The 24675-nt window shown below is 43.3% G+C and carries 21 protein-coding genes; 18 read left to right on the forward strand and 3 right to left on the reverse strand.

The genetic code is table 11. The features are described 5' to 3' along the window. Positions 1-60: 60 nt before the first annotated feature. From P159_RS0109220 to P159_RS19425, 6 genes are all read left to right on the forward strand, one after another. The gene (locus tag P159_RS0109220; RefSeq protein ID WP_080705962.1) at positions 61-1608 is read left to right on the forward strand and encodes a hypothetical protein; all 1548 of its coding nucleotides are present in this window, start codon (positions 61-63) and stop codon (positions 1606-1608) included. Positions 1609-1662: 54 nt separating this feature from the next. After that, positions 1663-6453 (forward strand): glycosyltransferase, encoded by a 4791-nt coding sequence (locus P159_RS19420; protein ID WP_080705963.1) that lies wholly within the window; start codon positions 1663-1665, stop codon positions 6451-6453. A gap of 59 nt (positions 6454-6512) precedes the next feature. Continuing rightward, complete coding sequence (locus tag P159_RS20625) at positions 6513-6779, forward strand: hypothetical protein (protein ID WP_185753688.1); 267 nt, start codon at positions 6513-6515, stop codon at positions 6777-6779. A gap of 71 nt (positions 6780-6850) precedes the next feature. Then, complete coding sequence (locus P159_RS0109230) at positions 6851-7537, forward strand: hypothetical protein (protein ID WP_029543464.1); 687 nt, start codon at positions 6851-6853, stop codon at positions 7535-7537. 205 nt (positions 7538-7742) lie between these two features. Continuing rightward, a complete protein-coding gene (locus P159_RS0109235; protein WP_185753689.1) occupies positions 7743-8855 on the forward strand; it encodes a tetratricopeptide repeat protein in 1113 nt (370 codons plus the stop codon). Between the two features lie 420 nt (positions 8856-9275). Beyond that, positions 9276-10541 (forward strand): glycosyltransferase family A protein, encoded by a 1266-nt coding sequence (locus tag P159_RS19425; protein WP_029543468.1) that lies wholly within the window; start codon positions 9276-9278, stop codon positions 10539-10541. On the opposite strand, the gene P159_RS0109245 is transcribed toward P159_RS19425, so the two are convergent. Beyond that, a complete protein-coding gene (locus P159_RS0109245) occupies positions 10509-11882 on the reverse strand; it encodes a transposase (RefSeq protein ID WP_029540897.1) in 1374 nt (457 codons plus the stop codon). The genes P159_RS19425 and P159_RS0109245 overlap by 33 nt on opposite strands. A gap of 266 nt (positions 11883-12148) precedes the next feature. On the opposite strand from P159_RS0109245, the gene P159_RS20630 reads away from it, so the two are divergent. The 8 genes from P159_RS20630 (at position 12149) to P159_RS19435 (ending at position 20103) form a co-directional block, all read left to right on the forward strand. Further along, positions 12149-12418, forward strand: coding sequence for a hypothetical protein (locus tag P159_RS20630; protein WP_185753690.1), 270 nt, complete (start codon positions 12149-12151; stop codon positions 12416-12418). 186 nt (positions 12419-12604) lie between these two features. Further along, the gene (locus tag P159_RS19430; protein ID WP_051650275.1) at positions 12605-14701 is read left to right on the forward strand and encodes a glycosyltransferase family 92 protein; all 2097 of its coding nucleotides are present in this window, start codon (positions 12605-12607) and stop codon (positions 14699-14701) included. Positions 14702-14990: 289 nt separating this feature from the next. Then, positions 14991-16067 carry an AbiH family protein gene (locus tag P159_RS0109255; protein ID WP_029543472.1) on the forward strand — a complete coding sequence of 359 codons (1077 nt, stop codon included), beginning with the start codon at positions 14991-14993 and terminating at the stop codon, positions 16065-16067. 332 nt (positions 16068-16399) lie between these two features. Then, positions 16400-17275, forward strand: coding sequence for a glucose-1-phosphate thymidylyltransferase RfbA (gene rfbA, locus P159_RS0109265; RefSeq protein ID WP_029543476.1), 876 nt, complete (start codon positions 16400-16402; stop codon positions 17273-17275). 18 nt (positions 17276-17293) lie between these two features. Beyond that, the gene (gene rfbC / locus P159_RS0109270) at positions 17294-17869 is read left to right on the forward strand and encodes a dTDP-4-dehydrorhamnose 3,5-epimerase (RefSeq protein WP_029543477.1); all 576 of its coding nucleotides are present in this window, start codon (positions 17294-17296) and stop codon (positions 17867-17869) included. After that, positions 17869-18900, forward strand: a complete 1032-nt coding sequence (gene rfbB, locus P159_RS0109275; RefSeq protein WP_029543479.1) for a dTDP-glucose 4,6-dehydratase — start codon at positions 17869-17871, stop codon at positions 18898-18900. Before rfbC ends, rfbB begins: the two co-directional genes overlap by 1 nt. A 362-nt stretch (positions 18901-19262) precedes the next feature. Beyond that, positions 19263-19727, forward strand: coding sequence for a helix-turn-helix domain-containing protein (locus P159_RS0109285; RefSeq protein WP_029543480.1), 465 nt, complete (start codon positions 19263-19265; stop codon positions 19725-19727). Positions 19728-19743: 16 nt separating this feature from the next. Then, positions 19744-20103 (forward strand): helix-turn-helix transcriptional regulator, encoded by a 360-nt coding sequence (locus tag P159_RS19435; protein WP_051650276.1) that lies wholly within the window; start codon positions 19744-19746, stop codon positions 20101-20103. 474 nt (positions 20104-20577) lie between these two features. Here the strand turns inward: P159_RS19435 and P159_RS0109295 are convergent, their stop codons facing one another. After that, positions 20578-21552, reverse strand: a complete 975-nt coding sequence (locus P159_RS0109295) for a hypothetical protein (protein ID WP_051650277.1) — start codon at positions 21550-21552, stop codon at positions 20578-20580. Between the two features lie 166 nt (positions 21553-21718). Between P159_RS0109295 and gmd the strand changes: the two genes are divergently transcribed. Next, positions 21719-22741, forward strand: coding sequence for a GDP-mannose 4,6-dehydratase (gene gmd, locus P159_RS0109300; protein ID WP_029543485.1), 1023 nt, complete (start codon positions 21719-21721; stop codon positions 22739-22741). A 32-nt stretch (positions 22742-22773) separates the two neighbouring features. On the opposite strand, the gene P159_RS0109305 is transcribed toward gmd, so the two are convergent. Further along, positions 22774-23142 (reverse strand): type II toxin-antitoxin system HicB family antitoxin, encoded by a 369-nt coding sequence (locus P159_RS0109305; RefSeq protein ID WP_029543487.1) that lies wholly within the window; start codon positions 23140-23142, stop codon positions 22774-22776. 150 nt (positions 23143-23292) lie between these two features. Here P159_RS0109305 and P159_RS21230 point away from each other — a divergent pair, with 150 nt between their 5' ends. From P159_RS21230 to P159_RS0109320, 3 genes are read left to right on the forward strand one after another with little or no spacing between them, the layout of a single operon-like run. Beyond that, positions 23293-23547 carry a sugar phosphate nucleotidyltransferase gene (locus tag P159_RS21230; protein WP_029543488.1) on the forward strand — a complete coding sequence of 85 codons (255 nt, stop codon included), beginning with the start codon at positions 23293-23295 and terminating at the stop codon, positions 23545-23547. Between the two features lie 8 nt (positions 23548-23555). Then, positions 23556-24170 (forward strand): hypothetical protein, encoded by a 615-nt coding sequence (locus P159_RS0109315; protein ID WP_029543490.1) that lies wholly within the window; start codon positions 23556-23558, stop codon positions 24168-24170. Between the two features lie 31 nt (positions 24171-24201). Continuing rightward, positions 24202-24666 (forward strand): helix-turn-helix domain-containing protein, encoded by a 465-nt coding sequence (locus tag P159_RS0109320; protein ID WP_029543492.1) that lies wholly within the window; start codon positions 24202-24204, stop codon positions 24664-24666. The last annotated feature ends 9 nt before the right edge of the window (positions 24667-24675 follow it).

The following is a 24675-nucleotide window of genomic DNA, read 5'->3' on the forward strand; positions in this document are numbered from 1 at the left end:
AGGAAGAAATAAATGAGCAGGCGTACCAGGAAGAAGAACAGGCAAGTTGCGAGAAAAGCTTTGATTGAAGAAAAAAAAGTGACAGAAACAGGCAATAGCGCAGCTGCGGAAGCAAAAGAAGTAAAAGAAACAAAAGAAACAATCGTCAGAGAAGATGAAAAGACCAAAGCAAAAGAGATGCCAAAAGGTGGCTTGATTATATACGGTGCAGGGGATCATCTTAAGGATATGCTTGCCTGGCATAAAGACTTAGCCAGTAGAATTGCCAGGGTCGTAGATAAGAATGAAGCAAAGATCGGTCAAAAAGTGTACGGCCTTGATTGCAAAGTAGAGGCTCCCAAGGTTCTGAAGGAGCTTCCTGCAGGTACGCAAGTCGCTATTTCTGCTTTGCGCTATTATGGTGAGATTGTCAAAGAACTGCATGAGATCAATGCCGGCTTGGTTTGCCCAGATATTGATCAGGCATACTCGTTTATGTGCCAATTTGAAGCCAGGGGTATGCTAGTGTATGGTGTGGGAGCGCACTTAGAGGATATGCTCGCCTGGCATCCTGACCTTAAGGGAAGGATTGCCAGAGTATTTGACAAGGACCAGAAGAGGTGGGGGCAGAAGGAACAGGGTACAGGGAGAACCATAGAGAGTCCTGAGGTATTGAAGCGCATAGCACCAGGAACAAAGATTGCCATTTCTGCCATACGCTACTATGAAGAAATTGCTGAGGAAATATATGCGTTGAATCCAGGTCTGGTCTGCTTGGATATTGATGAAGCCTATGCCGCTATGCCTGTAATAAAAACTCCAGCGAAACCAGCTGCAGCAAAAACAGTTGTGGCAAAACAGAAGCCTGCCACGACTGTTGCTGCACCAAAGCCGGTGGTAAAGGTGCGTAATGAAATGAGTGTCTTGCAGAAGCAGAGGCTTAGAGGAAAGGAGTCTGCCGAAAGATGGCGACGCAAATTTCTTATTGAATGCGCCAATATGCGTAAAGTATTTTGGGGTACCAAGGGTGTGCGGGCCAATTATCTTATACAGGAATACCGTCCCTTCATGGGGAAGACGGATTTCTTTATTGATGAGGATGTGAATCTGCGTGGGCACATCAAGGCAGGGCTGCCAATTTGTGTGCCAGATGTGCTGAAGGATATACGTGGCAGATTCAAAATCATAATCCTGTCCCGTGATTATGCCAAGATTAGCGAGAAACTCAGGGATTATGGTTATATAGAGAATGTTGATTTTGTTGAGGGCAGGCAGCTTTTGGGGGAAGACGAGAACGGTTGTATTGATGTCCCCTGTGTGGACAAGACCAGGGAAGGTATGATTGTCTATGCTGAGTGCACGCATCTGGCAGATATGTTGAAGGCGCATCCAGAACTGGCTTGGGCAATCTCTCGTGTTATTGACAAGGATAAGAAAAAGGTCGGCACCCTGGTCAAGGATGTTGGCGTATCGGTGGAGCCACTGGAAGTGCTGCGTGATGTGCCTGTGGGTACGGAGATAGTTGTAGCTGATATCGAAAATTTCCAGGCTGCCAAAAAGGATATGCTCGAGTTGCAACCTGGCGTTATTTGCAAAAAAATTGATGATGTATGGCGTGAGTATGTTTGATATTTCCTGACCGTGATTGCGGTCTGGTAGATATATTTTTCTAGGAGCGATGACATGATTAGGATTATTGGGACTAATCCTCAGATAGAGGCAATGTTTGCAGGCAAGTCAACCAAGAAAGATGGCAAAGGGATTTGCGTGTTTTGCGAGAAAACGGGCCAGGTTTTGGAACATGGCACAAAAAAACAGGAAGTGTTCAAGCGTTTTCGCTCCGAAAGAAGTTTTAGCCTGTCATCTTCCATGTTTGTGGAGGCAAGGGACTATTTCCATGCTGAAGTCAATCATCGGGAAGATATTGTACCCGTACTGGATGTGGAGGGGAATACGGCAGGTTATCTTTACTGGACACGCAATCGCCTCAGGGATAACAGCATTTATCAGGGGATTCCTGCTGTAGATTTCTGGGAATATGACTTTGAAAAGTATGCTAATGATTTTGTGCTTGATTGGGCAGACAGTTATGTCTTTTTGCAATTGGAGGAATACACGTATGCCATAGCCAGGCATATTTTAAGCAAGTTCCCAGAGAAGTCGGTCTATTTCCTTGACCCTTTGGCAGAATTGGCTGTCTGGGGCAAGGAGCAGGAACGCGTGAAAGTAATCGGTTCTTTCTATGATTTGCCAGAAAATTGCAGGCACACCTCTATGCAGATTACGACCTCAGAGTACAATGCCTATAGCGATCATGCGCCTGAATCAAAGAATCTTGTTTATAATTCTATAAATATCATGTATAGCATGCTGTGGGGCAAGTCCCTTTCACATCCGGGCAAAAAGCATCATGATAAGGTAGTGGTGCGACTTGACAATAAATTTGCCAGTGTGGGACTGGTAGATATCATCAAGATTGTCATGAACTTTGCTTATCAGGCAGAGCTGCAAGGCTATGTGCCTGTGGCAGACCTTACCCAGCCCGGTTGCTGTCAGTATTGGGAGCCGGGGATCAATGTCTGGGAAGAACTTTTCAGACCATTGAGCGATATAAGGCCTGAGGAAACGGAAGATTGTGCCAATCTCATCAGTGCCCGTCAGGAGGAACGTGGCTGGCTGGTCAGCGACTGGCGCTCAAATCCCTTGTGGCGTGAGGCTGACTATAGAGGTCTGGCTACAGGCAGGTGGAGCAGCCAGCCTTGCCTGAGTGATAAAACCTGGAAATTCGTCAGGGAACATGCCCCCGAGCAGCTAAAAGCGCGCATAGAAATAGCTGCTCAAAATGAGGTGGATAAGGTAAAGCCTGTTTCATGTGCAGCTGACGGCCAACGCATACTTGGGGTGATCATCCGTGGTACGGATTACAGGAAAGAAGCCAATGCTGGTAACGAAAAGAATGCCAATAATGCCAGCGTAGAACAGATGCTTGGCTGGTGCAAAGATCTGATGAACACAGGTGGATATGACTATTTGTTCCTGGCTACGGAAGATGAAGATTATTTCCAGTTGTTTAAAGATAACTTCTCTGGTGACAAGCTCTTGTATGTAGACCAGCCACGGGTACATCTTGATTTGTCTCTGGGCAAGCGAATCACTACGGATGTACTTTTCAAGGATAAGAAAGTGGCAGGGCTTGAACTGGCAAAACTCTATCTGACTGCCTTGAAATGCTTGGTTGTTTGCGATGACCTGATTTCTTCCATGGATAATGGTACATACAGGCAGGTCCTGCGGTGGAATGCAGGCAAATATGGACTGGCCAGGATTGTAAAAGATGGAGAAGCACTGCCTGTTTCTGTCAGGAAGGAGCCCCAGAAGGCAGTTCCGGCAGCGCCTAAGGCAGAAGCGCCTAAAAAGGAAGATGCGAAAAAGGAAGCACTGCCTAGTGCGGCGGCGCCTGCTGCAGTTCTAAACTCTCAGGCACTGCTCAGTGACAGGCGCAGAGCACTATGGGTGGAGGGAAATCTGGCGCATCTCAAGAAACCGGAACTGTTGAGAGACGGAGATTTTTTCATTGCCGATAATGGCTCCGATTGTGGTAGTTTCCTGCACGGTTCGCCGGTCTGCAGTCCCGAAGTTCTGCGAAGCATGGAAGATAAGCCAGTGGTGGTGTTGTTGTTGAAAGATGGCAGTGCCGCTAGGAAAAGGCTCCTTGCCCATGGTTATGTGGAGGGAACAGATTTCATATCTTCTTCTGATTTGCAGGCCAGGACAAAAACGGAAGAAAAAGCTACCAATAGCTCAGAGCAGAAAGTGGCTCCTCTTGTGTCTATGGCAAAGGAAAAAATTTCAGAACCCGAAAAGACACCTGTGCTAGCACCTTTAAAAAAGCCAGCTACCAAGCCTCAGCCAGCTGCCAAGCCTCAGCCAGCCGCCAAGTCTCAATCAGCCGCCAAGCCTCAGCCGACTGCGCCCGTGAAGCAAAATCCTTATGATGAATTTCTTCGCAATTATGGTCAGGTTACTGAGCTTGACAGGTCGGATATGGCCAAGGATATTGCAAGTTTTGCAAACCTGCCGCTCATATCCATTATCATGCCGGTCTATAATCCCAAGGAAAAGTTTTTCCGTCTGGCCTTGGACTCTGTTTTGGCTCAGACTTATCCTCGTTGGGAATTGTGCATGGCAGATGATGCATCCAGTGAACCTCATGTGAGGAAAGTCATAGAGGAGTACAGGAAGAAAGATGCCCGTATCAAGGTGGTTTATCGTAGCGAAAATGGGCATATCTGCAAGGCTGAGAACAGTGCCTTGGAAATGGCAATCGGAGAGTTCACTGCTCTGATGGATCATGATGATATCCTACAGCCGGAAGCGATTTATTGCGTGGCAAGGGAGATAAATACATCTCATGGCGAAGTGGATATGATCTATACGGACATGGATTACATAGATGGTGAGGGGCACAGGTCAAATCCCCGTTTTGGAGGAGATTTTGATCCCATCATTTTTGCTTCCTGGAATAATGTGGCTCATCTTGATGTCTATAGGACTTCAATTTTGAAGGATATGGGAGGATTCCGCCCTGGTTATGAGGGCAGTCAGGATCACGATATGACGCTGCGTTTCCTGAAGCATACGAAGCTGGAGAGGATACATCACATTCCCCATGTCTGCTATAGTTGTAGAAAGTTGGCAGGTGATGAAAGCATAGAGCCTTTCAAGGTAAGTGATATATGTGTAAAGCCTGATAAGCCTGTGTCAGAACCAATGGTCTCCATAATAATACCTACTAAGGACAAAGTTGATATCTTAAAGGACTGCGTAGAAAGCATTCTGGCAGTGACAGATTATCCTAATTACGAAATTATTATTATAGATAACCGAAGTGAAGAACAGGAGACTAAAACATATTTTAAAGAATTGCGCAAAAGGAAAAATGTGCGCGTTTGTCGCTACGACCATCCATTCAATCATTCTGGCATATGCAATTTTGGTGTAAAGAAATCTAAGGGAGACTGTTATCTCTTCCTTAACAATGATACCAAGATGATGGAGCCAGGGTGGCTGGCAAGCATGGTGAGGGAGTTGAATAGGGAAAAGGTAGGTATTGTAGGGGCGAAACTGCTGTATGGAAACGGCAAATTGCAGCATGGCGGAATCGGACTTCGTGGTGTAAGAATAGCCCATCATCCTGGCTTGGGGACCATGGGAGATCTTGCAGGATATTGTGGTGCTTTGAAGGTTACAAGACAATGCTCTGCAGTTACTGGAGCTTGCTTGCTTATGAGGCGCGAAGCTTTTGAGAATGTACAGGGCTGGGATGAAGATAACCTGCCGGAAAGCTTCAATGATGTAGATCTTTGCTTGAGAGCTAGAAAAAATGGCTGGAAGGTAGTTTTTGATGCTCATGCAGTTCTTTACCATTTGGAGTCAATTTCTAGAGGTCATTCTTGGAATAAACCCAGAGATATAGCAAGGCAGGAGATGGAGAGAAAAGCACGTCATGTCATGCTGGATCGCCATGGCAGAGAACTTTTTAATGATCCATTTTATAACCCGAATTTGAGCTGGGATGAACCGACCTACAGAATAGCAAAATTTCCTGCAGTGTCGAAACCTTGGCGCCCTTGGATAGAGTTGGTATGTCCATTCCCGCTTGGAGAGATTTTGGTGGGAGTTCAGGCGGCCTGTCATGCTTACAGACAGGGAGTGAAATTGAGATTGCATGTGGCGGCAGAGTATCTGCCGTGGTTGTCAGATTTCCAGTTGCCATTCGCGGTACTTCCTTTGTTCATTGCTGTTCCTGCTGAGGGAAAGAGTGAGGCAGCTTATCGAAAGGCTTGTGAGCAGGTGGCTGCTCTGCCGGATTCATCTGGCCTTGTTGTAGGAACTTGTCCCAAAGATTCTTTTGAAAGGGATCACAGGCTTAATATCGTTGAATATCTTCTGAGCCAGTTGCGACTTCCTATCGGTGAGAGGTTGGAGCGCTTTTTGCCTGAGGCCAAAGAGCTTGGCAAGGAGGTCAAAGAACTACTGTCTGGAAAGATTGCCTTGTTACAGGTGACAGGTGATCAGAAGCAGTCAGATTTGCCACAAGAAGTGGCAGAGAAAATGGTGAATCTGTTGCACAAGACGGGATTCCGCGTGGTGCAGATTGGCATGAACGAGACTGAATTGGCAAAGGGAGTTGATGCCTGCCTGTTTGAAGCGGGTACGGCAGGCTTCTGGTACACGGTATTTATGCAGGTGGATTTAATTGTCAGCGCTGATTCCTGGACTGCACATCTGGCCACTGTGCTGGACATGCCTTTGATTGAAATATTTGGAGGAACTACGTCAGATGATTATTTTAGCAGACCGTTCTTTGAGAAAGGTACATCTGGCAGTTTGATTTTGGAGAATTTCATATTGAGTGAAAAAAGTATATGTGATTTTTGCCTCGGATTAGCAGGTTGTGCCAATAAAGTATGATTGATTTAAATAAATGTTATGTTATATAGGATTATACGGTGTGGTAAGGGGTGAAAGCTTTGCTATTAGGTGAAGAATTACTTGAAGTATTAGTAAGTATGGAGTTGCTATCTGATAAGGATATAGCAAGGTTATATGCTCGGATTATAACTGGTAAAAATAGATTATCATGTGAAAGTTTGTTTAGAAAATTAATCATATTAAAACCAAATTCTTATGAGGCTAGAAGATGCTTGGCAGAATGTTTAATGCTGTCGTTAAAATTTAAAGAGGCTGCAAATGAATGGCAGAAAATAAACCTTTCGAGGAGAATAATTGCGTTTTAGCCTGTATTCCTGCCAGAATTGTAAAACGGGAGTGTAATTGGTCATTTTGATGCAGAGGAGTGCATAGAGAAATGTTTTCAGCTGGGAGATATCTGTATTATAGGGGATTCTATATTGTTAAAAATGATGTAGTGTTGCCAAATTTTGATAGGTATAACATAGATGGTGAGTATAGTCTTTTTGTACACTGTGAGCAAACGATAAAAGAAGTCAAAAATGATAAAATGAAATTATGGGTTATAGGAATATTTTACAACCTAGATGGATTTCAATTAGAAGATGTAAAGCGATTTGAGGACTTAGAAGGGATTCTTTACAATACATGTGGGCGTTATATAATCGTAGTTTTATGTGATAAAGAGATAAGAATATATGGCGATCCATCAAATTCAATGTCATATTGTTATTCCATAAAGAGTGATGTAGTGGCAAGTTCGTCAAAACTATGCGCCTTTTTATCAAATGATATGGAGAAGTCTGATATTGATAGGATTTATCAACAATTGGGACTAACTAAAGGGTTTGGATATATTACAAATGAAACATCTTACAAGGATGTTTTTTGGGGAATTCCTAATTTTTATTTAAATATGTTGCAGAAAAGATTAGTTAGATTTTTCCCGAATCATAAAAATCCTTTTATGGGATTGAGTATAGGCGAATGTGTTTTAGAAATACAAAAAAATATGCAAAAACAGATACACTTTTTAAAAAGTATTTGTAGTAATATAGTCATGGAGATTACAGGGGGGGGTTGATTCTAGATTTGCTCTAATTATGTGTAGTAAGTTTGCAAATCAAATAAGATTCTATACTTATGATATTAATGGTTTTTTTAAAGATGATATCACTTCAGTAAAACGGATTGTAGATAGATACAAGTTGAACTACATAATGTATGATATTCCTACAAGTTCCTATGAAACATATAATAACTATTGGTGCTTTAGAGAAATCACTTGTATGAATAATGATATACCACAACATATACCACAATTAGCCTATTTCTTAGCAGAAAAATTTCATGATAAAAATGCTATACGAATTTATTCAAGAATTTCTGAAATAGGTAGAGCGTATATACCTTCGTATGACTATATGGGAGATATGAGACTTGTTCATGCAGAATTGGTGCATGTTCAAAGAAAAAACAAGGATTTAATTGAAGCAATCTTATTAGATCAAAATGAGAGTTTATACAAAAAGGCTAGAGAATTTCTGTCCATACTTAACTATGATGATATAAAAAATCTTGGTTACGATGAATTGGATTTATTCTACAATGAGAGACGCATGGGGATGTGGAATGGGCAAACTTGTATCGATTTTGAAGCAGCTTTTATGAATAGTATTTCGTTGTATAATAATAGAAAAGTTATGGATATATTACAGTCTAGGCCGTTTGTAGAACGTGTGCAAAGCTGTATTTATAATATGGTGTTGGATTCTGATTCTGTGATTGGTGCAGATAAAAGGGAAAGGTTGCTTAAAAGGATAAAATTATTGATAGATAGAAGATTTTTGGACGACGCAATAATGTTACTTAATAGCAAAACTATGATGCAAGAGAAACCTTTTATGGCATATAGAGAACTGGCAAGGTGTTATTATTGGAAGAAAGATTTCGAAAAGGCTGTACAGTTTATGGATGCGGCTATAAAGTTAAATCCTGTATATAATCATAATCCATGGTTTGTGAGAGAGAAGTGCTGCTATTTGTATATGGGAGGTGAATATGAAAAATGTATAGAATATATTTTCTCAGTAAAGCGTGGTGCAGAGATGGATTATGTCATGTTGGCTAAATCGTACGCAAGATTGAATGATGAGAAGGCATATACATATGCAAAAAAATGCTTTGAAATAAATACTGATAAACTGTTGCTTATACATGGATATCCAGAACAAGCAGAAATATGGAAAGACTTATTTGCAATAGTGTCAGCAAAAGAAAACGATGTAATGTTCTACAGGAAAAAATATGAAATTTATGTTAAGTCTAGAGGCATAAAGATGTACCCGTCATGGTATGGTGAAATGTTTGAGTTAAACAAGAAGGAAATGTTTATAAAATAATCATTTTTGCGAGGTGCTAATGTTATGAATAGGAGAATAATTTGATGCAGCTTTCTCGTCACATTGCATAGAACATCAGGAAAATTTTATCCGTCACCTTGACAATGTATCAAATATTCTGAATCCCCGGGGGCGTACTATCTCTGTATTCCAGACAAGAGGTATATTTTTGATCATTATAAACCAGTAACTACTTTTGGTGAATCGATAGATGAGTATATTGATTCCAGATTAAGTTTTAGAAAATATTTTAATATGATACTATCTGTTCATAATGACTGCAAACAACATTGGAATGGATTACATGGAGATAGAAAACTTACGTCCAAAGATATTAAAGATTTATTTGAAAAGAGACAGATGTTGAATTCTCTGTGTCAGAATATTTTTCTCATGTGAAATGAAAAAGGAGAGATGTAGTTGGTATCGGGGTTAGTTTCAATTATTATGCCAACTTATAATAGAGCAAGGATTATAAGTGATGCTATAAAATCTGTTTTATCGCAAGAGTATGGTGATTTTGAACTCATTATTGTAGATGATGGTTCAAAAGATAATACGGAATTAGTGGTGAGGCAGTTTAAAGATGAGCGAATTATATATCATGCATATCATCCTAATCAAGGGGGGAATCATGCCAGAAATGTTGGATTGAGATTATCTAAAGGAGAATACATAGCTTTCCTAGATACAGATAATAAATGGGAAAGCTCCTTTTTAACAAAACAGATTGAAACATTGAACAGGTTAAAGGCTGATTTTTGTTTTTGTAGATTAGCTATACATGAAGAACATAAAACGCAGATTGTCCCATCAGAAGCTAATGAATTATTCCATTCGGAAAGATTATTAGATAATGCAAAACTGGTGCGTGCAATGCTGGGGGGCAACCAGATAGATACTAATATTGCATGCATGAGACGTAGGTGTATTGATGAAAACCAAGGATTTAATGAAAAATTGAGACGATTGCAGGATTGGGAGTTTTTCTGCCGGGTAATATTGCCACAGAAATATAAAGTAGCATTTATACCAGAAGTGATGGTTCACAGCTTTATTCAAAAGGACAGCATAAGATATAAATATGATTTTATAGCAGGTTTTCTTTATGTGTTTGAGCTATGGATGGATTTATATAAAGCACATGATATGGTGGATGCTCAGTGTGAAAGAATTATCCGTCTTAGTATGGATTCCAAAAGAAAGATAGCCAGGCAGGATGCTTTGGTGGGGTTATTAAGACTGGTATCAGAGGATACTATTAAGCGTGCTATTAAGAAACTTAAACTGAAGTCATATAATCTTGAGAAAGCTAAAAAAATCGTATGCAATTCTGTATGCATTGGGCAATATCAATCTATTCTTAGTATTATCGAGGGTAAAAACTTGATTATTTATACTGATGATGATTCTTTGCAATCAAAACTTCCAGCAGTAGATAAGATGTTTTTGAATCACGTAAACTTTATTGCGTGTGATGATATAGAAAATGTTAAAGGGGTGGAGAATGGTATACCAGTTATTCACTCGTCATATTTAGAGGAGGGAATTTCTAAAATGTTTATCATGATTTTAGGTAACTCAAACTTCGCACAAGAGAAACAGGCCAGCACCTATGTGCGGTGTAGAGCCATGACTCCTAGAAAGTCTGCCTCATGCACAGCGTTTCAAACACTTGTTCCATAAATTCGGCAGATTTTCCAAGAACAAATCGAGCATCATGTCCAGTTCCTTTTCCATAAAAAACGTCTTTCCCTTTACCGTAGCAATAAGTTCTTTCAAGAGCAACACCAAGGCATCGAGATAACGCAGATCCTGCAATTCGTCATAAGCGAGATAGAATAGCTCACCTATGCTCCGTTTATCGACATTCCGGCGCTGCTCTAGTGACAACATCATATACCTTGCAAATACAACGGATACATGTGATGTCATTGCATCATAAGACAGAGCGTGGCTTTCTTTCCCAAGTTTCAGGAATGACTTGCATATCTTGAAGAAAACCTCGATATTCCAGCGCTTTCCATAAGTCTGGATGATGTCTTCCTCAGACAAACAGGTATCTGTGGATACCAAGATTAGATAGTCCTTGGGGTTGCTTCTGTTCCTAACGAAAACGAGTTTGACTGGCAGAGTTTTTCCTTCCTTTACCACCGCCGCCTCTACTGAAAGCAGATACTTTGAGCAACCAGGACGCTTTTTAGACTGGCGAAAGATTGCCATTACACTCTTCATGCGTTCGTCATGAAGGAAATGACTGTTTTCAGACTTTTTTACCATAGCAATGGCATCGAAGCCGAGTTCCTTGACTTGAACAAGGGAAGACGGTGAACAGAACCAGGTGTCAAAAAGAACGTAGCGGGCTGGAATCTCCATAGATTTTGCCTCAGCCAAGAGCTTCTGCATAACAACGGTAGCCTTAGTCTGTGCCAGCTTGCGCTGTTTCCCGCCGTTGCTACGCGAGTCGATCTTATCCGAAGACTCCTGCAGCCGATTGACACGATTGGCAGATGAAAGCAGACAGTGGCTGAGTGGCAGAAACGAATTCCCATCACTCCAGCCGAGAGTCAGCATGCGGAACCCCCGCGTATACTTGTGCTCGACGTGGTCAAACACCTTGGCAAGCAGCTCCACATTCTTGGAACGTGCCCTGCTTAACAAGGAGTCATCGATGATAAGCACGTTGCGCCGGTTTTCATTGGTAAGAGGTACAATTTTTTGAATGATGGATTTACCAAGCTGCAGAGTGAATTTGCGCCAGTTGACACAACTGGAATTCATGAAACGGTAAAAGGTATCTTTAGCAAAGGGAATAACAGATGAATCCATCTTTTCCTGCTGATAAAAGGACTTGTTGCGAAAGGCATTCTCGAACGCAACCTTAAACACATTGCTTACAGAGAAACCGCGAACCTTATAGGCATTGCAGGCCTTGAGTATCTTGCCAACATGGAATTCTTCCAGGAAACAAGATATTTTTGAAGAAAGTTGTTCACCAAAGATATGATTCTGTGATACAATGTTCATGGCATAAGCCCTCCGTTTATGTTATGATTGCTGTCACTTTCATTATACAAAACGGAGAGAGCTTATGCTATTTTTTTAGGAAATGGTACAAGTCGAATAATTTGGCAGTTTCACAACTGCGAAGTTTGAGTTAGGTAATTATAATGAACACAAAAAATACATTGAATCATTAGGTTATGTTGAAAATGTTGATTTTATGGATTTAGGACAGATTATGAGTTGCAGGTAAAATACGAGCACTGGTGTTTTTTGGTAGGTGAATGCTCTTGGCAAATACAGAATTCAAGTGGGAAAAAGGGAAGATAGGCAATACATCTATCGGTAGATGTTCTTATGGATATGAAGCTTTCTTGAAGCCCTTTGGATTTAACTGTAAATCCATTGGTAGCTTTTGCTCTATTGCCAATGGAGTTTCAGTGCTTGATAATCATCCATTTATGGTGACAACTTCACCATTTCTTGATCTAGGGGCACCATTTAGTGATGGTGAGGCTGAGTTTTCCAAGTACTATTGTACATGTGAAACATCAAACTGAGATGGGTGATACTCATTTGCAAAAGCTTTTGCTACAAATTGTGGGGGCACATTGAATATTGTGCCATGGCTCGAGGCTGGCAAATAAATGGCTTTGAGTTTTCTAATTTACATAAATAATAGAGAGTGGGAACATTTCATCGTAATAGAGTAAAGGGGAATGTGCTCTGAGGAGGTTTTAATAATTATGGAAGCTGTCTTTGAACATGAGATGGCAGTGGTTGCTATTCTAAAAAATGAAGGGAATTATATAAAGGAGTGGCTTGACTATCATATGTCAGCTGGGGTTACCAAATTTTATTTATATGATAACGAGAGCGAGGATAATCTTAAGAATGTTTTACAACCTTATATTGATGCACAGATTGTGGATTACATGTATTGGCCTGGCACTTGTATGCAGCTAAAGGTTTATAATGATGCTCTCAAAAAACATCGCTTTGACTGTCGTTATATGGCGTTTATAGATGCTGATGAGTTTATATTTCCTAAAGATAGAAGAACAATACCTGAAGTAATTGGCTCAATAATGTCACTGGATCCTCTTGCGGGAGGAGTGGTAATAAATTGGCGTGTATTTGGTTCTTCTGGTCAGGAAAAAAAGAATTTAGATTTAGGTGTTATAGAAAGATTTAGGTTTCGCGCAAAAGATGATTTTGGTCCTAATACACATATTAAAAGTATTGTAAATCCAAGACGTGTTGAAAATGTAGTGCATGTACATTATGCTGATTATCTTACGGGAATGTATGCAATTGATGAGCATGGCAATAAAGTGGTGTTGTCTGCATTTAATGGAAAAAATACGGTTGATCGTATATGTATAAATCATTATTTTGTTAAATCAAGGGAGGAGTGGTTACAAAAGAGATCTAGAGGTACGGCTGATACTGGCAGAGTACGTTCTATGAAAGACTTTGAAAATCATGATAAAAATGATGTTTATGACGATGGCATTTTAAACTATTATAAATTGCGGAAAGTCGACAAAAGGAAACATGGCAATTCTAAACAGGTAGTTTCCTTGGCTTTGAATAAAATACGAGATTATTTAGAAGGGGAATCTGTTTTTTCTGAAAATGTAAATGCGGAAGTGATTTTGTCTTATTGGTATTTGTGTAAAAAGTATTATTTAAAGTTACTAGAGTATGATGAAGAAGAAATAATAGAGTTTTTTGTTGGAATTTTGGAATGCAGGGATGTTGGGGAAGTAAATGAGTGGGAATTTAGATTGTTGCAGAACTGTCTGCCTGATTTCTTTAGTTTTATCAAAAAGGATATAGATAAAAGAAATGCAATGCAATATATATTGTGGAAATTAGGGGGAGATATTGCAAAAATAGCTACAAAGAAAAATGTAAATTTACTAAAAACATATCATGACACAAGGGTTTATATTAATGCCAAAGGTAAACTTTATCATAATGGGATAAACGATGACGAGAAATTTGATCATGGATTGCCAGTATATGCTTCCCTGGTAGCTCACGGTATGTATATTTTTTTTGTTGAATTGGAAGATTGTATGATGTATATAAGTGAATTCGATAAAGGCGGGAGTGCAAAGCTATCTATATTACCACAGCTTTTTCGAGTAGAAGAAAATAAAAATGGAACAATTTCAATACATCAGAATAATGGTTTTGTATCTGCTATTAGTAATGGATGGTTTCGCATTCAACCACACAATCGAGAATGGGAGCAGTTTTTTTTAGAACCTTCAGTTATGAACATTAATATCGGGCGTTTTGGTTTTAGGGAAATCCTAAAATTAGGTCCCCAAAAAGAGATGGTTAATAATGGACTTTTTTGCAGGAGAAAAAAAGAAAGGATTGAACATAAAGTTTTTCGTGATTTATGCACAGCTAGAGTAGATATAAAAAGTTGTGGTAGAAACTGTGGAGTGGAAGTAAAAAATATGTTGACAGATGTCACTTTGAATCTGGAAAAACAAACGCCTGTAAATATAGATAGTAAAACTGTGGTGGTACAAAGTATTATAGGCGTGATGAAACTATCAGTTGGTTGCATCGGTGCAGGGATTTTGAACATAGAACTTAGAGGGCTATTACGTCTTAATAAAGATGGAAAAAGTCTTCCTTACTGGATTACTTATACATCTGTGCGTGCAAATGATAATAGCATCTTACCTAGAGCGATGGACGTATGTTATGATAGTCCAATAATATTAAAAAAAGAAGTACAAGATGGAGAGACGTTAATATTAGATATAAATTGGCAACCTTGCATGAAATCTGTAAAAGATCTTATGTTAGTGGAATAAAATTTTTACATTTAGATTACGATTGTTGTAAATGCGTTGGGAGAGTAGCTGTTCGTAAGTAGCGTGGGAGTCGATTTCAGGCAACTCCAGCATGATGTTCACCTTCTTTATCAAGTACTATTGTACATGTGAAACATCAAACTGAGATGGGGATACTCATTCGCAACAGCCTTTGCTGCAAATTGTGGGGGCACATTGAATAATGTGCCGTGGCTCAAGGCAGGCGAATATACGGCTTTGAGTTTTCTAATTTACATTTTCAGTAGAGAAGGAGGGTAGCTTTATACCTATGAATGTTTTGGTTATAGGCAATGGATTTGATTTGGCACATAAATTACCTACATCTTATGTAGATTTCATGAACTATTTGGATTTTTGTAATGCTGTTAATATAAATCGAGATATTCTTAAATATATAAGTCATGGTGATGATGAAAATAGGATATGGCAAACTTTAAACCCAAAACTTAAAACATTGATTTTAAATCATTTAAATGTAGAAAAAAGTGAGGAGCTTTTACCACCTAGTATTATAGAGCTTATGAACCAAGATAATTGTTGGTATAAATATTTTGATTACGAGATAAAACACAACAAATTTGCAAAGAAAAACTGGGTTGATTTTGAGGCAAAAATTGCCGTTGTTGTGAGATGCTTAGAAGGAATAATTCAAGGTGAAAAGGTGGCGAAATATAGAAATAATGATAAAGCTTCAATTTTAACATTACTGGCTAATGGAACAATTAGTGGTTTTGAAAATGAGAATGAATATATAGAGTATATTCGCAAAGACTTAGACCTGTTTATCAAGTGCTTAGATAAGTATATAACGATAGTTGATAAAATTAAATTGTCGGAAAGCGAAAAAATAAGCTGTGTTGAAAATATTGATGTTGATAAACTGGTAAGTTTTAATTATACAGAAACTTATTCTAAACTATATAAAAATATTGAGAGAGATTGCATTGATTACGCACATGGCAAGGCAGGAGAAGCGGATAAAGGAGATATAAGTAACTTGGTGTTAGGTTGTGAAGAAACCTTGAAGGGAGATTGGAGGAGTATTGTTACACAGTGCGGATATTTTAAAAAGTATTTACAGAGGGATGTAAAGGGGACTGGACGTAATTATAGGAATTATTATAGAGAAGGTAAGAGCGAGAAAAACGTTTTGTATATTTTTGGCCATTCGCTTGATATAAATGATGGAGATATTATCAAATACATGATTGATAAAAGTGATAAAGTTGTTATTTTTTATTGGAATGTTGATGATGTGATTAATAAAGCTCAAAATCTTGTTCGTATTATGAGTAAGGAAGGCTATGAAAATGCCAGATGGAAAATAGAATTTAGAAGGCAGTAGCTTTGTGAGGCTATTGTGTCGATGCGTGAGCTGATTATAAGTCTTTGGAGAATTGGCCCCAGAAACTGCCTCAAGAGAAGCTAGTTGTATCTTCGTTGAATAGTCCTTTGCTGAAGGCCTTTTGGGATGTTTGGCAGGGACGACTGGACATGGAGGTGCTCTCTGACTACAGCTACGATGGAATGTTCAGCGGTCAAGTCGGGATACAGCTTTATGAGCATGATGTTTTTCCTTCCACAAAGAAAATGAGTATTTGAGAGCTCGGTTGGCGGTTTGAGGCGTGTCTTGTTTAAGTGTTGCTGGTTGTTGTTGTGAAAATGGGAGGTATATTTTTGATTAAGAAAGGCATTATCTTAGCAGGTGGTTCTGGCACCAGATTGTATCCTTTGACGGAGGTGGTTTCCAAGCAGCTTATGCCGGTGTACGACAAGCCTATGATATATTATCCTTTGAGCACGTTGCTATTAGCGGGCATCAATGATATTTTGGTTATCACCACGCCCCATGACCAGGAAGCTTTCAGACAGCTTCTGGGGAATGGCAGCCAGTTGGGGATTAGCATCAGTTATGCTGTGCAGCCACGACCTGAGGGTTTAGCCCAGGCGTTCTTGATTGGTGAGGAGTTTATCAATGGGGATGCCTGCGCTTTGGTGCTGGGGGACAACATCTTTTATGGTTCGGATCTTGCTAAATCCATGCAGAAGGCTGCTGTCTGTGATGATGGCGCTACGGTCTTTGCCTATTATGTGTCTGACCCTGAGCGCTACGGCGTAGTGGCTTTTGACAAGGAAGGCCGCGCCACCAGCCTGGAGGAGAAGCCGAAGGAGCCAAAGTCAAATTATGCGGTGACTGGTCTTTATTTCTATGATAAGGATATCGTGGATATTGCCAAGGAAGTGAAGCCCTCGCCCCGTGGGGAACTGGAAATCACCGATGTGAACAAGGCTTATCTGGCAGCGGGCAAGCTCAGGGTGGAGAAGATGCGCCGCGGCTATGCCTGGCTGGATACGGGAACTCATGAATCCCTGCTGCAGGCAGCCCAGTTCGTCCAGACTATCCAGGCCCGCCAGGGGCTCAAGGTAGCCTGCATCGAGGAAATCGCTTATCGCATGGGCTATATCGGGCCTGAGCAGCTGCTGAAGCTGGCGGAGCCTATGAAGAAGAATGCCTATGGCAAGTATTTGCAGCAGCTGGCTAGAGAAAAATAAGGAAAGGTCGCAGAGAGAATGAAAGTAACGGAAACTAAGCTGAAAGGCGTTTATGTCGTGGAGCCGCAGGTCTTTGGCGATGCGCGGGGCTGGTTCATGGAGAGCTGGTCCAAGCGCAAGCTGGAGGAAGCTGGCCTGAAAGTGGAGTTCGTGCAGGACAACCAGTCTTACTCCTCTCAGAAGGGCATCCTGCGTGGCCTGCACTATCAGCAGAATCCCATGTGCCAGGCCAAGATGGTGCGCTGCACCAGGGGCAAGATCTTCGATGTGGCGGTAGATATCCGCCAGGGTTCCCCCCAGTACGCCCAGTGGGTAGGGGTGGAACTCTCCGCCGAGAACAAGAAGCAGCTCTTTATCCCCCGTGGCTTTGCCCACGGCTTCATCACCCTCACGGATGAGGTGGAAGTGCAGTACAAGGCTGACAATTACTACGCTCCCGAGTGCGATGGCAATGTGCGCTGGGATGATCCTGAGATTGGCGTGGAGTGGCCCATCCAGCCGGTGATTCTCTCCGACAAGGACGAGAAGGCGCCGACCCTGGCTGAGCGCATGGAGAAGAAGGAAATCAACTTTGTCTATGAGGAGATGAAGTAATGAATATTGTTGTAACCGGCGGCGCCGGCTTCATTGGTGCCAATTTCGTCTACTATATGCTGGAGAACCGTCCCGAGGACAAGATCATCTGCTATGACAAGCTGACCTATGCGGGCAATCTGGCTACGCTGGCAGAGGCTCAGAAGAACAAGCAGTTCAAGTTTATCAAGGGCGATATTGCTGACTGCGAGGCAGTTTACAAGCTGTTCGAGGAAGAAAAGCCTGACGTCATTGTGAACTTCGCTGCCGAGTCCCATGTGGATCGCTCCATCGAGAACCCTGAGATCTTCCTGCAGACCAATGTCATCGGCACCAGCGTGCTGATGGATGCTTGCCGCAAATACGGCATCAAGCGCTACCATCAGGTATCCACTGATGAGGTTTACGGCGACCTGCCCCTTGACCGTCCCGACCTCTTCTTCACGGAGGAGACGCCGCTGCATACCTCTAGCCCGTATTCTGCTTCCAAGGCCTCTGCAGATTTGCTGGTCATGGCCTACCACCGCACCTACGGACTGCCCGTGACTATTTCCCGCTGCTCCAACAACTATGGGCCTTTCCACTTCCCCGAGAAGCTCATTCCCCTCATGATCATAAACGCCATGCACGATAAGAAGCTGCCCGTCTATGGCGACGGCCTCAATGTGCGCGACTGGCTTTTCGTGAAGGATCACTGCGCGGCCATCGAGATCATCCTGCGCAAGGGCAAGGTAGGCGAGGTCTACAACATCGGTGGCCACAATGAACGCCAAAATATCCAGGTGGTGAAGGCTATCCTCAAGGAACTTGGGAAAGGCGAGGAGCTGATCGAGCACGTCACCGACCGCAAGGGCCACGACCGCCGCTATGCCATCGACCCCACCAAGATCCGCGAGGAGCTGGGCTGGGAACCTACTACTAGCCCAGAGGCTGGCATCAAGGCTACGGTCAAATGGTATCAGGAGCATGAGGACTGGTGGCAGCGTATTGTCTCTGGTGAGTATCAGAATTACTACGATAATATGTACGGCAATCGGCAGGTTATTGAATGAATCATAAATCCCCTCGCTAGGCGGGGGGATGACTCACACGATGCTATATTTTTCATATAGCTGATTTCTTAATGTAGCATTCTTCGTAGCAGACAATATTTCATCATTTCTTCCCATCTCCAGCAGACGAGCAATGAGCCGTGAAAGCTTATCCTATCCATCAGCCCTGTCTTATGTTGATGGCAACAGACACGTTTAGACCTGCATTGCTGCAGAATTCTTCAAAGTATTTCTTGTCATCATGGTCAATTCTGACGCTGAGGGTAGATTGTGCCATATATATCACTCCTTTTTATACGTTATATAGCTTGTGTGTGACAATGGCAATACAAAAAGTCTTTATCCATGGTAAGGAGGAGTATATGGAAAAGTATAAAAATAAAGTTGGACGGCATAAAATCGTCTATAGCCACACGGGTGAATTCGATGCCTGGGTGCCTGCCACCATGGAATTCCTCGGCACGCTGATGCCACCCACTCTCTCCAAGCGGGCGGCTGCCATGCTGCTCCTGGTGGCTGGCATGGGCAATGAGGAGATTGTGGAGCTCACGGGCATGTGTATCCGCAGCGTCCGTGCACTCAGGAAAACCATGGAGGAGCAGGAGCCGACCTCCGAGCTCTTTGCCATCAAGCCCGGCAGCGGGCGAAAGAGAAAGACCGAGGGCATAGAGGAGCAGGTGTGGGCTGAGTTGGACACAGGCAACTATCAAACACATAAGGATGTGGCGGATATGCTGAAAGAGAAGTTTGGCATAGATGCCTCGGTTAATCTGGCTGCCCGGGTGATGAAGCGGTGGAAGGCGGCTCGTGAAGAAATCTCGAAGTGATAGGGGGGCAGCTTCTGTGGTTTGGAAGAATAAGTTCCATGAGCGGATAAACGAATTGTGGAAGCGGGCCAAAGTCCGAAATCGCAAATTGACACAGGCTGAGTATGCCGGTTGCTTCGGTGTGACCAGAAATGCTCTGCTGGGCTGGCTGCGAGGCTCAGGGCAGCCTGATACAGACGGCCTGGTCCGTATCGCCAGCACAGAAAACGTCAGCTTGTCCTGGCTGCTGGGAGCTGAGTGCTCCGGTGGCAAGGACGAATCTCCCTGGGATGAGCAGGAGATACTTCATATTTATCGAAGCATCAGCCCGGAGCATAAGGAGATCTTGATGGAGCTGGCAAAAAAATTTCAAATACATGATAGAAAACTGTCATAAAAACGGACTTGCATGTGATGATTATTTCCCATGCAAGTCCGTTTTTGGCTATCTGATAACTGAAAGAGAAAAGGGGCTGTATGAGAAAATCAGACCATGGAATACAAGAGCCTTCCGTTGGGGCGGGGGTTACCGTAGAACAGTTATATCGTATTTGGGTATGATGGTGTCTCTGGTAATGATTGTTAGATTCCTGGGTTGTGCCTGAGCCACGAGTAGTCTGTCAAATGGGTCTCGATGTATGAATGGTAGCTTTTCTACTATGTCCAGGTCTGGGTAATCTATTCCTAAAAATTGTATTGATTCTTCTTTGCATATACTGGCCATTTCCTCAAAAGTGTAGGGAAAACGGAGCTTTCCTAAGCTTTTCTTTATGGACATAAGCAACGTGGTAGCCGATTATTATTGGGTAAATTGTAGGGAGGCTTAGGAGGAAAATAAAAGCTCCCGCCGTAGCGGGAGCCGTGTTAGTGGTCAGGTGATGCTGTATTTTTCGTAAAGCTGATTTCTAAGTACCGCATTCTTGGTGGCCGAAAGTATCTCGTCTGTTTTTCCAAGTGCCAAAAGGTGGGCAATTAGGCGGGAGAGCCTGTCTTCACCTCTTGCCTCGCCTCTTGCTTCACCTCTTGCTTCACCTCTTGCTTCACCTCTTGACTCTGCCTCTTTTATAGAATTTTCCCATGCTCTGCACATATTGATCACCTCATCGTCATTTTTCAAATGTAAGTCGGTTCCCGTAGTGGTTTGGATAAAATCGGCAGTATTTCTGTCGATGGCTTGCATACGCTTGTTATTCTGTATCCAGTCCATGTTGTCATCATGCTGATGTTTGAGGAATTGCATGGCAGCCCCCAGGCTGGTGCGAAATTTGTCGAAGTCTTGCTCATCCAGCAAATCAGGGGACAAGAGGTTCAACTTGTAGTCGGGTACGAACCGCAGGATTTGCTTGTCCTTCACCGCCAGCAGGTCATGGATGCTCTGGCAGCCATCCCAGTATTTGCCGCTTAGGTTCAGCACAATGGTAATTACGGGCTTCAGGCGGTCACCTTTGCCAAGGCCGGAGAGAAATTCATGGTAGGTTTGCTTTGGCTTGTCTTTGCGGCGCTGCTCGGTGATGAGTTCCACCTGCTCAGTGTAGCTCAGGGCATCATATAGCATTGCCCGGACGGCCATAGCGTAATTGACTTTTGACTCAATTTCCAGACCAAGGATCAGGTAGATAGCCTGGTCATCATGTTGGGCAGCGTAGAGCCTTAGGATATCGCGGTATTTTTGCACATGTTTTCTGGCCTTGTTGCCATAGGGGATGGCGAGGGCTGTGGTATCCAGTTCATTCAAGTATTCAGGCTTGATGACGTTTTTGCCGTCATATATCCAGAAGTTGAAAATGTCGCAGAATCGTTCTTTGTTGGATAGGTAGGCCTTTGCCTCGGTATCAATTTTACCCATGGTGCCGCTCCTTTCTCTCAGTATAGCACAAATTAAGTTGCCACAAAATGTTTTCCCTGTTACTTCAACGGAATATATGTTCTGTTTTAGGTTAATTATAACATCTTGCATGATGATTGTATATATCTCTTGTAAATTTTCTCACTAATATGAAGGAGTGTTTCTATTGAAAATTGCACTAATCACCAGCATCACCGGCCAGGATGGTTCCTATCTCACCGAGCTTCTGCTCGCTAAAGGCTACGAAGTTCACGGCATTATCCGCCGTCATAGCACACCTTGCACAGATCGCATTGATCATCTCCTGTCAGACCCTGCCAACAGGGAGCGTCTTTTCCTCCACTATGGCGACCTGACGGATTCCTCTAACTTTCATCGTCTGCTCACGGAGATAAAGCCTGATGAGGTTTACAACTTGGCGGCTCAGTCCCATGTGGGAGTGTCCTTTGAGGTGCCAGAGTATACGGCTGAGGCTACCGGGGTGGGGACGGTGAAGATGCTGGAGGCTATTAGGCAGTCGGGACTGCCCATCAGGTTCTATCAGGCTTCCACTTCGGAGCTTTTCGGCGGCATTCCGGGGACGGCTCCACAGAGTGAGGCTACGCCTTTCTATCCCAAGTCTCCCTATGGGGCGGCGAAGCTCTACAGCTATTGGATCACCAAGAATTACCGTGAGGCCTATGGCATGTTTGCCTGCAACGGCATTCTTTTCAACCATGAATCACCTCGCCAGGGCGAGACTTTCGTCACCCGCAAGATTACCTTGGCAGTGGGAAGGATTATGACTGGCAAGCAGGAGAAGCTGAGTCTGGGCAATATGGATGCCAAGCGTGACTGGGGCTTTGCCGGGGATTATGTGGAAGGCATGTGGCTCATGCTGCAGCAGGAGAAACCGGATGATTTTGTCCTCGCTACCAATGAGACTCATACCGTCCGCGAATTCGTGGAACTGGCTTTCAAGGAAGCTGGCGTGGAAATCGAATGGCGTGGTGCCGGTGTGGAGGAAAAAGGCTACTGCAAGAAGACAGGCAAGCTCTTGGTAGATGTAGACCCGCAGTTCTTCCGTCCTGCCGAAGTTGAGCTGCTCTGGGGCGACTGCACCAAGGCAGAAAAGGAACTGGGCTGGCAGCGCAAGGTCAGCTTCCCGCAGCTTGTGAAGATGATGGTAGGAGCAGACAGGATACAGTAAAAAGTAAAAGCCGCCCCTGTGGGCGGCTGGAGTTAAGGAGCGACAGGTGAAGCGCTTTGGTTATCAATAATATCCACATAGGAGGATATAGCCTGTTCGACAAGCGCATTCATAGAGATGTTCTTCTTCACTGCCTCTGCAGCAATACGTTTGTGCAAATCGGGACGGATGCGGACATTGAATAATCCACGGTACTCTTTCTCCGGCTCTTTGCCGACTTCTTTGCAAAAATCCAGATAGTCATCAACGGCAGCATGGAATTCAGCCTCTATGCGGGATGAATCCTCGCTTTCAAAAGTGACAAGGTCGTTGATGCCTTCAATCTTGCCATGCAAGAGCATCGCGTCTGCATCAAACTCTATGCGGGTGCAGTAACCTTTGTATTCCAGTGTGCTGTTCATATTAGATATCTCCTTTGCTTTTCAGAGTGTCATGCAAGTCGCGAGTAGAAGAAGGGGACATGATCATTTTTTTGTAACTTGATTTTGGTTACATTATATCATTTTATAATTATTTCGTCAATTTACGTCTTATTTTGGAGGAAGAATGTTTTGCACATAGTTCTACTATCCGGCGGCTCCGGCAAGCGCCTGTGGCCGTTGTCCAATGACATACGCTCGAAGCAGTTCATCCCACTGTTCCCGCAGGTGGATGGTTCGTATCTCTCCATGGTACAGAGAGTGTTTCGCCAGATCCGCAAGGTGGATAAAGGAGCAGATATCACTGTCGCAACCTCCAAGTCCCAGGTTTCCACCCTGAAGAATCAGCTGGGGAATAGAAAGACCTGGGCACCTGGAATACCCTGACGGAAATCATGCAGGAGCCGTCTATCGGCAATGTCATCTTGGATGACAGCTGCCGGGATACCCATGTGGTGAATGAGATGGACATGCCTGTGCTGGTGATGGGAGGAAAGAGCCTGGTGGTAGCCGCCAGCCCGGAGGGGATACTGGTGTCCGACAAGGAGTCCTCCAGCCACATCAAGCCTTATGTGGAGAATCTCACCCAGCAGATTATGTTTGCAGAAAAATCCTGGGGTAGCTTCCAGATTATCGACGTGGAGGATGAGAGCCTTACTATCAAAGTCACTCTTAATGCGGGGCATGGCATGAATTACCACAGCCACGCGCATAGGCATGAGGTATGGACTGTTGTCAGTGGGGAAGGTACGGTCTTGCGGGATGGCGGGGAGAGAAACTTCAAAGTGGAAGAAGGCCATTCTGCTCTGAAGAGGGTAGAGGAGGCTTATATCAACAAGGGAGAAATCTCGAATCTTGATGGCCTGTCTGTAGACATGGGAAGCTGGCGCTTCAACCTGCGTGCTTCCAATACAGAGCCGCTTCTGAGGCTGAATGTGGAGAGCCGTGGAAACAGGAAGCTATGCATGGACAAGGCAGAAGAAATCCTCAGAATTGTAAAGGATGATTAGCTGTAATTTATTTATAGGAGTGGAGGTAGCTATGCAGGAATACAAAAGCAGAGCAGGAAGGCATAAAATCGCCTATAGTTACACCGGTGAATTCGATGCCTGGGTACCTGCCACCATGCAGTTCCTCGGCACTCTGATGCCGCCTACCCTCTCCAAGCGGGCGGCTGCTATGCTGCTACTGGTGGCGGGCATGGGCAATGAGGAGATAGTTTCCTTGACTGGGATGTGCATTCGCAGTGTCCGTGCCCTGCGAAAGACCATGGAAGAACAGGAGCCAACCTCTGAGCTTTTCGCCATCAAGCGTGGCAGCGGGAGGAAGAGAAAGACCGAGGGCATAGAGGAGCAGGTTTGTGGGGAGTTGGATACCGGTAACTATCGTACCAATAAGGCCGTGGCGGATATGCTGAAGGAGAAATTCGGCATCGATGCTTCGGTGAACTTGGCCGCCCGGCTGGTGAAGCGGTGGAAGCAGGCCCGGGAAGATACTGCGGAGTAGGTAAATGTG

The sequence above is a fragment of the Selenomonas sp. AB3002 genome (assembly GCF_000702545.1).
Lineage (GTDB): Bacteria > Bacillota > Negativicutes > Selenomonadales > Selenomonadaceae > Selenomonas_B > Selenomonas_B ruminantium_A.